This is a genomic window from Micromonospora sp. NBC_01740 (assembly GCF_035920365.1).
GTDB classification, from domain to species: domain Bacteria; phylum Actinomycetota; class Actinomycetes; order Mycobacteriales; family Micromonosporaceae; genus Micromonospora; species Micromonospora reichwaldensis.
Window position 1 is genome coordinate 6,886,058 of sequence record NZ_CP109150.1, and the last position, 14,347, is coordinate 6,900,404.

Annotated in this window: 14 protein-coding genes; 9 read left to right on the forward strand and 5 right to left on the reverse strand. The window is 75.0% G+C overall.

Features of this window, described 5'->3' with window-relative positions; genetic code table 11:
- Nucleotides 1–12 precede the first annotated feature (12 nt).
- Together OG989_RS29925 and OG989_RS29930 are read right to left on the reverse strand one after the other, a co-directional pair.
- On the reverse strand, nucleotides 13–1,137 hold the full coding sequence (locus tag OG989_RS29925) for a glycosyltransferase family 4 protein (protein WP_132236171.1): 1,125 nt from the start codon (nucleotides 1,135–1,137) through the stop codon (nucleotides 13–15).
- On the reverse strand, nucleotides 1,134–2,393 hold the full coding sequence (locus tag OG989_RS29930; protein WP_151454481.1) for a M48 family metallopeptidase: 1,260 nt from the start codon (nucleotides 2,391–2,393) through the stop codon (nucleotides 1,134–1,136). Before OG989_RS29930 ends, OG989_RS29925 begins: the two co-directional genes overlap by 4 nt.
- Nucleotides 2,394–2,628: 235 nt before the next feature.
- Between OG989_RS29930 and OG989_RS29935 the strand changes: the two genes are divergently transcribed.
- From OG989_RS29935 to OG989_RS29950, 4 genes are all read left to right on the forward strand, one after another.
- Complete coding sequence (locus OG989_RS29935; protein WP_327029167.1) at nucleotides 2,629–3,144, forward strand: hypothetical protein; 516 nt, start codon at nucleotides 2,629–2,631, stop codon at nucleotides 3,142–3,144.
- Nucleotides 3,145–3,221: 77 nt separating this feature from the next.
- On the forward strand, nucleotides 3,222–4,067 hold the full coding sequence (locus OG989_RS29940) for a DUF4097 family beta strand repeat-containing protein (RefSeq protein ID WP_327029168.1): 846 nt from the start codon (nucleotides 3,222–3,224) through the stop codon (nucleotides 4,065–4,067).
- Nucleotides 4,068–4,146: 79 nt separating this feature from the next.
- Entirely contained in the window at nucleotides 4,147–5,103 is a 957-nt protein-coding gene (locus OG989_RS29945) for an ATP-binding cassette domain-containing protein (RefSeq protein ID WP_151454484.1), read from the forward strand.
- On the forward strand, nucleotides 5,100–5,891 hold the full coding sequence (locus OG989_RS29950; protein ID WP_151454485.1) for an ABC transporter permease: 792 nt from the start codon (nucleotides 5,100–5,102) through the stop codon (nucleotides 5,889–5,891). Before OG989_RS29945 ends, OG989_RS29950 begins: the two co-directional genes overlap by 4 nt.
- 75 nt (nucleotides 5,892–5,966) lie before the next feature.
- Here OG989_RS29950 and OG989_RS29955 read toward each other — a convergent pair whose 3' ends face one another.
- A complete protein-coding gene (locus OG989_RS29955) occupies nucleotides 5,967–6,179 on the reverse strand; it encodes a hypothetical protein (protein WP_151454486.1) in 213 nt (70 codons plus the stop codon).
- 144 nt (nucleotides 6,180–6,323) lie between these two features.
- Nucleotides 6,324–7,841, reverse strand: a complete 1,518-nt coding sequence (locus OG989_RS29960; protein WP_327029169.1) for an NYN domain-containing protein — start codon at nucleotides 7,839–7,841, stop codon at nucleotides 6,324–6,326.
- Nucleotides 7,842–7,968: 127 nt separating this feature from the next.
- Here OG989_RS29960 and OG989_RS29965 point away from each other — a divergent pair, with 127 nt between their 5' ends.
- From OG989_RS29965 to OG989_RS29985, 5 genes are all read left to right on the forward strand, one after another.
- Nucleotides 7,969–9,723: a DEDD exonuclease domain-containing protein gene (locus OG989_RS29965; RefSeq protein ID WP_327029170.1), complete on the forward strand. Its 1,755-nt coding sequence runs from the start codon at nucleotides 7,969–7,971 to the stop codon at nucleotides 9,721–9,723.
- A gap of 129 nt (nucleotides 9,724–9,852) precedes the next feature.
- The gene (locus tag OG989_RS29970) at nucleotides 9,853–11,640 is read left to right on the forward strand and encodes a RelA/SpoT family protein (protein ID WP_151454500.1); all 1,788 of its coding nucleotides are present in this window, start codon (nucleotides 9,853–9,855) and stop codon (nucleotides 11,638–11,640) included.
- Nucleotides 11,641–11,693: 53 nt separating this feature from the next.
- The gene (locus OG989_RS29975) at nucleotides 11,694–12,236 is read left to right on the forward strand and encodes an NUDIX domain-containing protein (RefSeq protein WP_132236153.1); all 543 of its coding nucleotides are present in this window, start codon (nucleotides 11,694–11,696) and stop codon (nucleotides 12,234–12,236) included.
- A gap of 143 nt (nucleotides 12,237–12,379) precedes the next feature.
- Nucleotides 12,380–13,228, forward strand: coding sequence for a nucleotidyltransferase family protein (locus OG989_RS29980; RefSeq protein ID WP_327031265.1), 849 nt, complete (start codon nucleotides 12,380–12,382; stop codon nucleotides 13,226–13,228).
- 36 nt (nucleotides 13,229–13,264) lie between these two features.
- Nucleotides 13,265–13,552: an Lrp/AsnC family transcriptional regulator gene (locus tag OG989_RS29985; protein ID WP_088999172.1), complete on the forward strand. Its 288-nt coding sequence runs from the start codon at nucleotides 13,265–13,267 to the stop codon at nucleotides 13,550–13,552.
- 108 nt (nucleotides 13,553–13,660) lie between these two features.
- On the opposite strand, the gene OG989_RS29990 is transcribed toward OG989_RS29985, so the two are convergent.
- Nucleotides 13,661–14,335, reverse strand: a complete 675-nt coding sequence (locus OG989_RS29990) for a DUF4142 domain-containing protein (protein WP_151454489.1) — start codon at nucleotides 14,333–14,335, stop codon at nucleotides 13,661–13,663.
- Nucleotides 14,336–14,347 lie beyond the last annotated feature (12 nt).

The following is a 14,347-nucleotide window of genomic DNA, read 5'->3' on the forward strand; positions in this document are numbered from 1 at the left end:
ACCGCGGCGCCGTCAGCCGGCGAGCAGGGCGGCCATCCGCTGCGCCTGCGCCTCCCAGCGCCACTCCCGCTCCACCCACGCGCGACCGGCCGCGCCGAACTGGCGGGCCAGGTCCCGGTCGGCGAGCAGCGTGGCCACCCGGTCGGCGAGCTGGGCAACGTCGCGGCCACGGACCACGAAACCGGTCTCGCCCTCGCGGACCGCGTCCGGCGCGCCACCGGAGTCGCCGGCGACCACCGGCAGGCCGGTCGCGGAGGCCTCCAGGTAGACGATCCCGAGCCCCTCGACGTCCAGACCCCGGTTGCGGGTGCGGCAGGGCATGGCGTAGACGTCGCCGGCGGCGTAGTGGGCCGGCAGCTCGGCCGACGGCACCGAGCCGGTGAAGACCACGTCCCGATCGACGCCCGTCTGGCGGGCCAGCTTCTCCAACGTGGCCCGGTAGGGCCCGCCCCCGACCACGAGCAGCGCGGCGTCGGGCACCCGGCGGCGGATCTCGGGCATCGCCCGGATCAGCATGTCCTGCCCCTTGCGCGGCACCAGCCGGGACACGCAGACCACCACCGGGCGGTCGGCCAGCCCGAGCCGGAGCCGGACCGGTTCGCCGTCGACCGACGGGTGGTAGGCGTCCACGTCCACCCCGGGGGCGAGCCGGTGCAGCTCGGTCACCCCGTGCAGCGCCCGCTCCAGCCGCACCCGGGTGTACTCGCCCAGGTAGGTCGTCACGTCGACGCCGCGCCCGATCCGCCGCAACGCGGCCCGGGCAGCCGGCAGCGCGGCCCAGCCGACCTCGTGCCCGTGGGTCAGCGCCACCGCCCGGCGGATGCCCGTCCGGCGGCGCAGGCCCGCGGCGAGCAGCCCGAGGGGGGCCGCCGCGCCGAACCACACCGTGTCGCAGTCGTACGCGCGCGCCAGGCGGGCGGCCCGGCGGGCCACGAGCGGCGTGGGCAGCAGCACCCGCGTACGGTCCCGGACCACCTCGAACGGCTGGTCGGCGTCGAACTTCTCCGCGCCCCGCCACGTCGAGGCGTAGACGACCACCGAGCCGGCGGGCTGGCGCACCGCGAGGTTGTGCACGAAGGACTGGATCCCGCCGGGGCGCGGCGGGAAGTCGTTGGTGATCAGCAGCGTACGGCTCATCGGCCGGCCTCCCTGGCGTGGGCGCGGGCGGCGGCCATCCGCTCGACCGTGGACGGGTGCGTGGCGGAGTAGAGGTACTCCCAGCGTGGCGGATCGGGGTCGGCGAGGTTGATGCCGGCGAGCCGCCGCTGCATCGCCTCGAAGGCGGCCGGGTCGCCGGTCAACGCGAGCGCGTGCGCGTCGGCGCGCGCCTCCACCCGGCGCGACATCAGCGCCTGCGCTGGCGCGGAGACCAGCCCGGCCACCGTCACCAGGGCCACCAGCAGGGGGAACGCGCGCGGCTGGGCGACCGAGTCGACGCCGGCCAGCCGCAGCAGCGGGCCGGCGGAGCCGAGCAGGTAGAGCGCGACCACCGCGGCGGCGGCGCCCAGCGCCCCGGTCAGCGTGCCGACGGCGACGTCCCGGTCCTTGGCGTGCCCCAGCTCGTGGGCCACCACGGCGGTCACCTCGGCCGGCGTCGCCTCGCGCAGCAGCGTGTCGTAGACCACCACCCGCCGGGTCGGCCCGAGCCCGGAGACGTACGCGTTGACCGCCCGGGTGCGGCGCGAGGCGTCGGCGACCAGCACGTCGCGCACCGGGACCCCGTCCCGGGCCGCCAGCTGCGTCAGCTCGGTGCGCAGCGGGCCCTGTTCCATCGGGGTGAACCTGTTGAAGACCGGTTCCACGAGCACCGGCAGCACGAAGGAGAGCAGCACCACCAGGGTCGCCGCGCCGGCCGCGCCGAACGCCCACCACCAGCGCGGCGACAGCCGGACGACGGTGTAGAAGCCGAGCAGCGCCACCGCTCCGATGACGGCGCTGACGGCGTACGACTTGAGCAGGTCGGCGGTCCAGCCGCTCCAGCCGTTGGTGCTCAGTCCGTAGCGGGTGAGCACGGCCTGCCGCCAGGCGGCGAACGGGAGGGTCACCAGGTCGGCGACGAGCACCACGGCGAGCCCGCCGAGGACGGCCTGGGCGGCCCAGTGGTCGCCGAACGGGCGCCCGGCCAGCTCGACGAGCCGGCTGCCCAGCGGGGTCAGGCCGAGCAGCAGGGCCACCAGCAGGCCGATCGCGATGGCGACCCAGCCGGCGGGGCGCAGCGCGGAGCGGAACTCCCGGCTGCGGGCCACCTGCTCGGCGGGGAGGTCGCCCAGCGCGGCGAGCTGGTCGGCCCGGGGGGCCGGCGGCCGGTGCCACGGGATCAGCAGCGCCGCCGCGACGAGGAGGGCGAGGGTCAGCCCGGCGAGGGTGAGCAGCGCCCAGCCGCGCGGGGTCACCGCAGCCGTCCTGGCGCCGCGTCGTCGCGAGCAGTGCGCATCCGTACCCGCGTCATGCCGCCGCTCCCTCCGCCGTGACCGCCCATCCTATTGCCCGCCGCGCCGCCGCCCGCGCGGCCCGGCGGGCCACGGTCCCGGCGGCGGATCCACCTCCTGACGTCACCGCTTGCCATCATGACGCCATCCGAAGTCATTACGGCTTGCCATGACGTCATCTTGATGCCATAGTGACGTCATGGACCTGACGTCGTATGTCGACAACCTCCGGCAGGAACTGGCCGGCGTCGCCGAACTCGGCGGCGACGAGGCCCGCGCACTCGCCGAGCGACTGGCGGGGCCGCTCGACTCGGCGCTCCGGCTGGCGCTCCTGGACGCGCTGACCGCGGCGGCGGCCGAGATCACCCGCGACCTGGCCCCCGGGTCGGTCGAGCTGCGCCTGCGCGGGCGGGAGCCGAGCTTCGTCGTGACGCCACCACCGGCCGGCCCGGAGTTGCCGGGCGAGGCCGGGGCCCCCGAGCCGGCCGTCCCGCCGGCGGCGGACGCCGAGGAGGGCGCCACCTCGCGGATCAGCTTCCGCCTCTCCGAACACCTCAAGAGCCGCATCGAGGAGGCGGCCGCCCGCGACGGCCTCTCGGTCAACGCCTGGCTGCTCCGGGCGGCCACGGCCGCCGTGGCGTCCAGCGGGGCGGGCCGGCAGCCGCAGCGACGCGCCCCGTTCAGCGGGGAGCGCTACACCGGCTGGGCCCGCTGAGCCGCCCGCCGGTCCGCCGCACGCCTCCGACCATCCGTCCCGGTCCGGGACGTCCACCCGCCAGAAGGGACTGCGCCGTGCCCACATTCGACACCCCGACCCCCATCTCGGCCACCGTCGACCTCGTCGTCGGTGACGTCCAGCTCACCGCCACCGACCGCACCGACACGCACGTCGAGGTCCGCCCGAGCAACGCCGCCACCGAAGCCGACGTACGGGCCGCCGAACAGACCCGGGTGGAGTACGCCGACGGCCGGCTCGTCGTCAGGTCGCCCCGGCAGCGCGGGTTCGGGCTGTTCGGCAAGCCCGGCTCGGTCGACGTGACGATCGGGTTGCCCACCGGCTCGCACCTGCACGGCGACGCCTCCGTGGCGGCGTTCCGCGGCAGCGGCCGGCTCGGCAGCTGCCGGGTCCGGATCGCGACCGGCGACATCCAGCTGGAGCAGACCGCCGATGTCGACCTAGACACCTCCGCCGGCGGCGTCCGCGTCGGGCAGGTGACCGGTGCGGCCCGGATCAGCACCGGGTCAGGACGGATCCAGGTGCAGCAGGTCGACGGCGACGCTGTCGTCAGGAACTCCAACGGCGACAGCTGGCTCGGCACGGTCACCGGCGAGGTGCGGGTGAAGGCCGCCAACGGCGAGACCACCGTGGACCGGGCGCACGGTCCGGTCACCGCCACGGCCGCCAACGGCGACATCCGCATCGGCGAGGTCTCGGCGGGCACGGTGTCGGTCCGCACCGCGGCCGGCGGGCTCGACATCGGCGTCCGCTCCGGCACCGCTGCCCTGCTCGACCTGCACACCCAGCTCGGCCGCGTGGACAACCACCTCGAGGCGTACGAACCGCCCGGCGAGCCCGAGGGCGCCGTGCGGGTGACCGCCCGGACCTCCTTCGGCGACATCGTGATCCGCCGCTGCTGAACCACCGCTCCGCCCGCCCGACCGGCCCCGACGGCCGGCCCGCCCCGACCGGCCCGACGGCCGGCGTGAAGGAGAAGACATGCCACCCAGCTCGGCCCCGGCGGCCATCACGGTCACCGCCCTCCGGAAGTCCTTCGGCGACCACGTGGTGCTCGACGGGATCGACCTCACCGTCGCCGCAGGGACGATCTTCGCCCTGCTCGGCCCCAACGGCGCCGGCAAGACCACCACCGTGCAGATCCTGTCCACCCTGATCCGCGCCGACTCCGGCGAGGCGCGGGTGGCCGGTCACGACGTCACGCGGGAGCCCGACGCGGTACGCGCCGCCATCGGCGTGACCGGTCAGTTCTCCGCCGTCGACGGACTGCTCACCGGCGAGGAGAACCTGCGGCTCATGGCCGACCTGCACCACCTGCCCCGGGCCGAGGGACGGCAGCGCGCGCGGGGCCTGCTCAGGATGTTCGACCTGGTCGAGGCGGCCGGCAAGCCCGCCGGCAGCTACTCCGGCGGGATGCGCCGCCGACTCGACCTGGCCATGGGTCTGGTCGGCCGCCCCCGCGTCGTCTTCCTCGACGAGCCCACCACGGGGCTCGACCCGCGCAGCCGGCAGGCCATGTGGCAGATCGTCCGGGACCTGGTGGCGGACGGCGTCACCATCCTCCTCACCACCCAGTACCTGGAGGAGGCGGACCAGCTCGCCGACCGGATCGCCGTGCTCGACCACGGCCGCCTGGTGGCGGAGGGCAGCCCGGCGGAACTCAAGCGGCTCGTCCCCGGCGGGCACGTCAGCCTGCGTTTCGCCGACCGGGCCGCGTTCGACACGGCCGTCCGGGTGCTGCCCGGGCAGTCCCGCGACGCCGCCGAGCTCACCCTGCACGTGCCCGGCGACGGCGGGGTCCGGTCGCTGCGGGACCTGCTCGACCTGTTGGACAGCGAGTCGATCGCCGTGGAGTCGCTGTCGGTGCACACGCCCGATCTCGACGACGTCTTCCTGGCCCTCACCGGCCAGCCCGAGAAGGTGGGAACCCCCCGATGAGCACTGTGACGTACGCCGTCCGCGACTCCGGCACGATGCTGCGCCGCAACCTGCGCCGCTGGGTGCGCTACCCGTCGATGACGGTGCTGCTCGTCGGCATGCCCGTCATGCTGCTGCTGTTGTTCGTCTACGTCTTCGGCGGCACCCTCGGCGCCGGGCTGGGCGGCGGTGCGGGCGACCGGGGCGACTACGTCAACTACGTCACCCCGGGGATCCTGCTGATGACCGCCGGCCTGGCGGCCACCGGGACGGCGGTGTCGGTCGCGATGGACATGACCGAGGGCATCATCGCCCGCTTCCGGACCATGGCGATCGCCCGGGCGTCGGTGCTGACCGGCCACGTGCTGGCCAGCCTGGCGCAGAGCATGCTCGGCCTGGCGATGGTCACCGGGGTCGCCCTGCTGATCGGATTCCGACCCACGACGGGGGCGCTGGCCTGGCTGGCGGCCGCCGGCGTGCTGGTCATGACCGCCTTCGCCTTCATCTGGCTCTCGGTCGCGCTGGGGCTGGTCTCCAAGAGCGTCGAGACGGCGAGCAACCTCCCCATGCCGCTGACCTACCTGCCCTTCATCGGCAGCGGTTTCGTGCCCACCGACTCGATGCCCGACGGGCTGCGGCAGTTCGCCGAGTATCAGCCCTTCACCCCCATCATCGAGACCCTGCGTGGCCTGTTGACCGGCGGGCCGGTGGGGACGAACGCCGCGCTCGCGGCGGCCTGGTGCGCCGCCATCGCGCTGGTCGGCTATCTCTGGTCGAAGAAGCTGTTCAACCGGGACCCGTCCCGCTGACCGTCGTCACCGACGCCCGTTCCCCGAGCCACCGGCCCGGGGGACGGGCGTAGTCGGGGCACCGGCCGTGGCCTGTCACGCGACGCGGCGGCGTCGGGTGCGCCGCCCGGCCGGCCCGGGAGCGGGCAGGACCTCCACCTCGAACCCGGCCCGGGCGAACACCTCGATGGCCCGGGCCTCCGCGCCGTCCAGCCCGGCGGCCGGGGACGAATCGTCGAGCAGGGCGGTCACCAGGCAGTCGCCGCAGCCGGTCCCCCGGATACCGCACCCCGCGCAGTCGATGAGCATCTCGCCTCCTGATGCGCTGCGGTGACCGGGCGCGGCGTCACCGTCGCCGCCCGAGCACCGTCCGTCACCACGACGGTAGGCAGGGGGTACGACAGAAAAGGGACAACCGGTCGCGGACGGCCCGAAAGCGATCAAGCACCCCGATCAGGAGCGGGCCAGGCGGCGCAGCAGCGAGTCGGCACCGAGCGGGTACGCCCCGTGCCGGCGTACGCCGTCGGCGACCTCCCGGTCGGAGGAGACCACGACCACCGGCCGTCCCGGCGGCTCGGCGCGCACCAGGCGCCGGATCAGCTCGTCGGCGGTCTCCCCCTTGCGGGAGAAGAGCACCCGTACGCCGCGCGGCGCCGGCGGCAGGCCGTGCATCCGTTCGGCGCCGTCGAAGACCACCGTGACCTCGTCGCCGGTCTGCGCGGCGATCCCGCCCAGGCCGGTGATCAGCCGCTTGCGCTGCTGTTCCAGGGACATCTCGCCGAAGCCGCGCTTGGTCACGTTGTAGCCGTCGACGACGAGGTGCGCCCGGGGCAGGGCGAGCAGCTGGTCGAGGCGGGCCGGGTCGTCGGTGTCCCGGGCGCGCGTCGCGGCGCCGGCGGCCGGGGCGGCGGTCTGGTCGGCGAAGGCGTCGGCGACGAAGTCCGCGGGCAGCTTGTCGACCGGGTCGAGCGCCAGCTCGCGGCGCAGCCCGACGGCGGCCTGCCCGATGGTCTCCAGCAGCAGCCAGAGCCGGGCGTCGTCGACGGAGCGGGCCTCCTTGGCGCTGGCCCGGGCGACCCCCGCCGCCGCCTCCGCCTCGGCCAGCCGGGCCCGCACCCGGCGCAGCTCGGCGTCGGCGTCCGCCGTCGCGCGGGCGGCCCGCCCCCGCTCGGTGGCGAGCAGCTCGGTGGCCTTGCGCTCGCGGGCCTGCGTCTCGCGCAGCGACCGGGTCAGCTGCCGGCTCTCCTCGCGCAACTGGCCGAGCTCCTCGCGGACCCGGGCCAGCTCGTCGCGGAGCTTCTCCGCCTCGACCCGGGCCACCGCCCGGTCGTGCTCGGCGCGGGTGGCCCGCTGCTCGGCCTCGCGGACCAGCTCGGCGACCACCGCGCTGTCGGCCTCGGCGCGGACCGCCGCGCCGCTGGCCTCGATCAGCTCCCGCCAGCCCCGGGGGCGGGCCAGGTAGGCCAACGCGGCCACCTCGACCGGGTCGGCGGCGGCCGGCGCGGTGCCCTCCAGCACGGCGGCGCCCAGGTCGCCGGTGTCGGCGAGGACCCGGGCGGTGATCCGTTGGCGGAACAGCGGGTCCGCGGTGAGCTGGGCGGCGATGGCCGGGGCGCCGAGCCGGGCCCGGCGGTTGGGGGCGAACTTGGCGACCCGGCGCAGCGGGACCGGCACCTCGTCGGCGGGCAGCCCGGGCAGCACCGTCGCGGTGAGCGCCACGATGCGCTGCCTGACCGCCTCCGGCAGCACGGGCTCCGGCTCGGGCGCCGACGCAGACGCCTCAGGCTCGGAAGCCGACGCCGCAGGCTCGGGCGCTGCAGAATCGGACGCCTCGGACTCGGGCGCCGAAGCCTCGGCGGCCGCGGCGCCGGGCGGGGTGGTCCCGGCGGGGGCGCCCTCACCGGGGTCGCGCGCAGCGTCGACCGGATCCTCCTGCCGGAGGTGGTCGTCGTGCGGCTCGGTGAGGGGCATGTGGCAAGTCTCCCACCGCGACCGGGCCCACCGCCCGGTGAGTGAGCCGATCTCTCATCCTAGACCGGTGGTGACGTCTGATGCCGTTGGGACGGGAGTGTCGGACCGGACCGTTAGCGTGCCGCCGATGGCACAGACCGAGTACGTCCAGGAGCCGCTGGCCGGTTTCGACCCCGGCGCGGGCGGGGTCGACCCGGCGCTGCCGCTGTACGCGACGACGTTCGTGGTGGTCGACCTGGAGACCACCGGCGGCGCGCCGGACGGCGGCGGGATCACCGAGATCGGCGCGGTCAAGGTGCGCGGCGGCGAGGAGCTGGGGGTGCTGGCCACCCTGGTCAACCCCGGCGTGCCCATCCCCCCGTTCATCACCGTGCTCACCGGCATCACCCAGGCCATGCTGATGCCGGCCCCGCCGATCGAGCAGGTGCTGCCGAGCTTCCTGGAGTTCATCACCGACGCCGTGCTGGTCGCCCACAACGCCCCCTACGACGTGGGCTTCCTCAAGGCCGCGTGCGCGAAGCACGGCTACCGCTGGCCCAACCCGCGGGTCCTCGACACCGCCGCGCTGGCCCGTCGGGTGCTCACCCGCGACGAGGTGCCCAACCGCAAGCTCGGCACTCTCGCGGCCTACTTCCGCACCGCCACCCAGCCGACCCACCGGGCCCTCGACGACGCCAAGGCCACAGTCGACGTGCTGCACGGGCTGATCGCCCGCCTCGGCGGGCACCGGGTCGACACCGTCGGCGACGCCATCGAGTTCGCCCGGGCGGTCACCCCCACCCAGCGGCGCAAGCGGCACCTGGCCGAGGGCCTGCCCAAGGCGCCGGGGGTCTACATCTTCCGGGCCGCCGACGACCGGCCGCTCTACGTCGGCACCTCCGGCGACATCGCCACCCGGGTGCGCAGCTACTTCACGGCGGCGGAGAAGCGGGCCCGCATCTCCGAGATGCTCGCCGCCGCGGAGCGGGTGGAGGCGGTGGAGTGCGCCCACTCGCTGGAGGCGGAGGTCCGCGAGCTGCGGCTCATCGGGGCGCACGCCCCGCCGTACAACCGGCGGTCGAAGTTCCCGGAGCGGGTGCTCTGGCTGAAGCTGACCGACGGGCCGTACCCCCGGCTGTCGGTGGTCCGGGCCATCTCCCCCGGCGACGCCGCCTACCTCGGGCCGTTCAGCTCCCGTCGGGCGGCGGAGCTGGCCGCCGCCGGTTTCCACGACGCCGTGCCGCTGCGCCAGTGCACCCACCGGCTCTCGCTGCGCACGGTCACGCCGGCCTGCGCGCTGGCCGAGCTGGGTCGCTGCCCGGCACCCTGCGAGCACCGGATCTCCCCCGAGGAGTACGACGCCCGCGCGGTCGCGCCGTTCCGCACCGCCACCGCCAGCGACCCGCAGCGGGTGGTCGACGCCCTGCTCGCCCGGATCGACACGCTCTCGGACGCCCAGCGCTACGAGGAGGCGGCGGTGGCCCGGTCCCGGCTGGCGGCGGTGCTGCGGGCGACCGTGCGGATGCAACGGCTGACGGCGCTGACCGGGATCGCCGAGCTGGCCGCCGCGCGTCCGGCGGCCCGCGGCGGCTGGGAGCTGGCGCTGGTGCGGCACGGCCGGTTGGCCGGGGCGGGGGTCTCACCCCCCGGCGTCCACCCCCGACCGACGATCGCCGCGATCCGGGCGACCGCCGAGACCGTCCCGCCCGGCCACGGCCCGGTCCCGCGTGCCTCGGCCGAGGAGACCGAACGCATCCTGTCCTGGTTGGAGCGACCGGAGACCAGGCTGGTGGAGATGTCGTCCGGGTGGGCGTCCCCGGTGGCCGGTGCGGCCCGCTTCCGCGACCTGCTGCGCAAGGCCGAGAACGCCGCTTCCCACCAAAGCTCGACCGAACGCCCATGACCAAGTGACCGATCGGACTACCTCCACTCCCTTAGGCTGTTAGAGAAGTGCAGTCCTGCCCGTTTCGTGGGCCTGCTCCCGGCTGCCGGGTGTCGGCGGCCGCGGAGCCGGGGTGAGGAGGTGTCCCACGTGGACGTCGACGCCGGACGCGGCGCCGCCCTGGGGGGCGCGCTTCCGACCCAACCGGGCGAGCTGCCGCTGGCCCGCCGGCTGCGCTCGCTGCTGAGCTGGCCCACCGCCGACACCGACCCGGTCAGCCAACTCGTCCGGACCCACCGGACGATCCATCCCGGCACCGAGCCCTCCGTGCTGCGCCGGGCCTACACCATCGCGGAGAACATGCACCGCGGGCAGTTCCGCAAGAGCGGCGAGCCCTACATCACGCACCCGCTGGCGGTCGCCCAGATCTGCGCCGAGATCGGCATGGACGCCATCACCCTGGTCGCCGCGCTGCTGCACGACACCGTGGAGGACACCCGCTACACCCTCCAGGCGCTCGCCGAGGACTTCGGGCCGGAGGTGGCGCACCTGGTCGACGGGGTGACCAAGTTCGACAAGGCCTTCTACGGCAAGGCCGCCGAGGCCGAGACGATCCGCAAGATGATCATCGCGGCCGGCAAGGACGTCCGGGTCCTGATCATCAAGTTGGCCGACCGGCTGCACAACATGCGCACCCTGGGCGTCCGGTCCGCGGCGTCCCGGGAGCGGATCGCCCGCAAGACGCAGGAGGTGCTGGTCCCGCTCTGCGACCGGCTCGGCATCCAGACGCTCAAGCGCGAGCTCGACGACGTGGTGCTGCTGCACCTGGAGCCCGACGAGCACGCCCGGATCGCCCGGCACGTGCACGACCGGCCCGGCTGGGACGCGTACCTCGACGAGGTGGTCACCCACGCGAAGTCGGCCCTGCGCCGCAGCCGGGTGGACGCGGCGGTGACCCCCCGCTCCCGGCACCTCTACTCGATCTGGAAGGACACCGTGGCCGGTGGCCACAGCGCCCCCTTCGACCTGCCCCGCATCGTGATCGTGGTGGACGGCCCGGCGACCGACTGCTATGCGGCGCTCGGCGCGGTCCACGGCGTGTGGCGGCCGGTCCCCGGCCGGTTCAAGGACTTCATCGCCTCCCCCAAGAACAACCTCTACCGTTCGCTGCACACCACCGTCTGCGGGCCCAGGAACCGCACCGTGGAGGTGCTGATCCGCACCGTGGAGATGCACCGCTCGGCGGAGTACGGGGTCGCCGCCGACTTCCGTTTCCCGCGTTCCGGCGGCGGCACGGCCCGGGCGGAGCAGCTCGACTGGCTGCGTCGGGTGCTCGACTGGGAGCAGGACGCGGCCGACCCGGCCCAGTTCCTCGAGTCGCTGCGTTGCGACCTCGCCGAGGCGCAGATCCAGGTCTTCGCCGACGGGCGACAGGTCGTGCTGCCCGCCGGGGCGACCCCGGTGGACCTCGCGTACGAGTTGGGCACCGCACGGGGCGACCACTGCCTCGCAGCGCGGATCAACGGCCGGCTGGCCCCGCTCTCCTCCGAACTGGACGAGGGCGACGTGGTGGAGATCTTCACCGAGACCGACGCGGCGAACGGCTTCGACGCCGACGCCGCCCCGCGTGGCCCCCGCCGGGAGTGGCTCGGCTTCGTCAAGTCGCCGCAGGCGCAGATGCAGATCAGCCGGTGGTTCGCCGAGCACACCGAGCCCGGCATCTCCATCACCGACAAGGTCCGCCTCGGCCGGGCCACCATCGGGCTGGCCCTGCGCAAGCACGACCGGGGCCTCGCCAGCGACCTGCCGCTGCTGCGGCTGTCGGAGGAGTTGGGCTACCCCGACCTGGAGACGCTGCTGGTCGCGGTCTTCGACCGGGTGATCGAACCGGACACGGTCGTACGCCAGCTCATCGACCTGGTGGACCACCGGCAGTGACCGCCCCGGGCCCGGGTGGTCCGAACGCTCCTCGCGGCCACTAGCCTGGACGCATGATCCCCCGCTCGCGCGCCACCGGTCGAGCCGTCGCCTACCAGGTCTTCTACCGGCTGCCACTGCCGGTACGCCGCCGCCTGGTCCGGCTGGCCGTGCCGAAGTACATCGTCGGCGCGGTCACCCTGGTCCGGGACAGCGAGGCGGAGGGCGCGGGCCGGCTGCTGCTGCTGCGTCAGCCGCCCGGTAGGGGCTGGGGGCTGCCGGCCGGCCTGTTGCAGAAGGGCGAGGCGCCGGTGGTGGGCGCCGCCCGGGAGCTGCACGAGGAGTCCGGCATCCGGCTGTCGCCCCGGCAGTTGAGCCCCGCCGTGCCGAACGCCGTGGTGCACGCCAAGGGCTGGGTGGACGTCGTGTTCACCGCCGAGGTACCGGCGTCGAGCACCGAGTTGAAGGTCGACGGGGCCGAGGTCTACGAGGCCGCCTGGCACCCGCTGGACGACCTGCCCAAGCTGACCTGGCCGACGGCCCGGCTGCTCGCGTACTACGACATCGGGCCGCTGGCCGGACAGTTCCCGCCACCGGTGCCCGACAAGAAGCCGTGACCGCAGCCCCCGGCGAGCGCGGCCCGGCAGCCGCCACCGAGGCCGGTCGTAGCCCGGCAGCCGCCACCGGAACCGGCCGCGTCCCGGACCCCACCGCCAGGACCGGCCACGGCCCGGCAGTCGCCCGGGCGGAGGTCTGCGCGGTGGTGCTCGCCGCCGGCGAGGGCACCCGGCTGCGGCCGCTGACCGAGCGGCTACCCAAGGCGCTCTGCCCGGTCGGCAACGTGCCGCTGCTCGACCGGGCGCTGCACCGGCTGGCCGGGCTCGGCCTGGTCGGGACCGACCGGGTCGCCGTCAACGCCTGCTACCTCGGCGACCAGGTCGTCGACCACGTCGGGGACCGCGCCCACCTCTCGGTCGAGCCGGGCGACCCGCTCGGCACCGCCGGCGGCGTGGCGAACCTGCGGGACTGGATCGCCGGGCGCGGGGTGCTGGTCGGCAACGCCGACGCCTACCTCGCCGACCCGGCCCGTCCCCCGGGCCCCGACATCGCCGCGCTGCTGCACGACTGGGACGGCGACTCCGTACGCCTGCTCGGCCAGCCCGCCCCTGACCCGGCGGCACCGGGCACCTTCGACGGCCACGTCTTCACCGGCTTCTCGTTGCTGCCGTGGCGGCTGGTGCGGGGCCTGCCGGTCGGGTTCGGCGACCTCGTCCGGGCGCTCTGGCGGCCGGCGGAGGCGGCCGGTGCGCTGACCGTCGTGCCGTACCCCGGCACCTTCTACGACACCGGCACCCCGGCCGACTACCTGGCGGCCAACCTGCACGCGGCCGGCGGCGGCAACCTGGTGGACCCGACGGCCACGGTGACGGGCCGCTGCCGCTCGGCGGTGGTCGGCGCGGGCGCCGTCGTGCACGGCGACGTGGAGCGGGCGGTCGTCTGGCCCGGCGCCACCGTCGGCCCCGGCGAGCACCTGCGCGACGCGGTACGCGCCGGCACCGCCCTCACCGTCCCCGGCACACCGCCGTCCCCGGGCCGGGGAAGCCTCTAGCATGGGCGACGACGCCGACGAACGGAGAAATGTCCCGTGATCACCGCGATCGTGCTGATCGACTGCGCCACCGACTCGATCCCCGAGGTGGCCGAGAACCTGGCCAACCTGCCCGGCGTCAGCGAGGTCTACTCGGTGGCGGGCCACGTCGACCTGATCGCGATGGTCCGGGTCCGGGAGTTCGAGCAGATCGCGCAGGTGATCGCCGGCAGCATCTCCAAGGTGCCCGGGGTGCTCAACACCGAGTCGCACATCGCCTTCCGGGCGTACTCCCAGCACGATCTGGAGGAGGCCTTCGCGATCGGCCTCGCGAACGCCGACTGACGCGGACGCCGGGCGCCGCCGGCGGAGCGAGGCGGGCGGCGGCCGGGCCGGTACGCCGAACGGCCGGCCCACCCCTGGGGATGGACCGGCCGTCGTGGCGCGCGGACGTCAGCTCTGCGTGGGAGCCGGCGCCTCCTCGGTGCCACCCGGAGCCGGCGACTCGGTGGTGCCGCCCGGAGCCGGGGTCTCGGTGGTGCCGCCCGGAGCCGGCGTCGTGCCGCCCGGGCTCGGGGTGCCGCTGGCGCTGGTCTGCGGCACCGGGATGCCCAGCTGCTCCGCCAGCTGCACCAGCGCGTCGTAGTGCGCCTGCAGGGTCGGCAGGGCGGTCTGGGCCAGCTGGACCACCGACTGCTCGGAGCCCTGCGAGATCTCCGTCTGGGTGGCCTGGATGGCCTGGACGTGGCCGGCCAGCTCGCTGGTCACCCAGAGCCGGTCGAACTCCTCGCCGCTGGCGTTGTTCAGCTGGTCGATGACGGACTGCTGATCCGCGGTGGGCTCACTCGGCAACTCCACGCCCAGCTGCGACGCGGTCTGCTGCACCGTCTGGTCGAGCTGGGTGTGGTCCGTCTTTAGCCGGGCGCCCAGGTCCTTGACCCCCTGGCTCTGGCCCTTCTGCTGGGCCAGGTCACCCGCGGTGATCTCGAACAGATTCACCTGGTGCACGGCCTGCAGGTACTGGGTGTCCTGCTGTGACGGCTGCACCGCGGCCTGTGCCGCCGCGGCCGGCGCGATCCCCACCAGCACCAGCGCGGCCAGCAGGCCGAGGCGTTTGATACCCAACATGCTTCCCCCCCT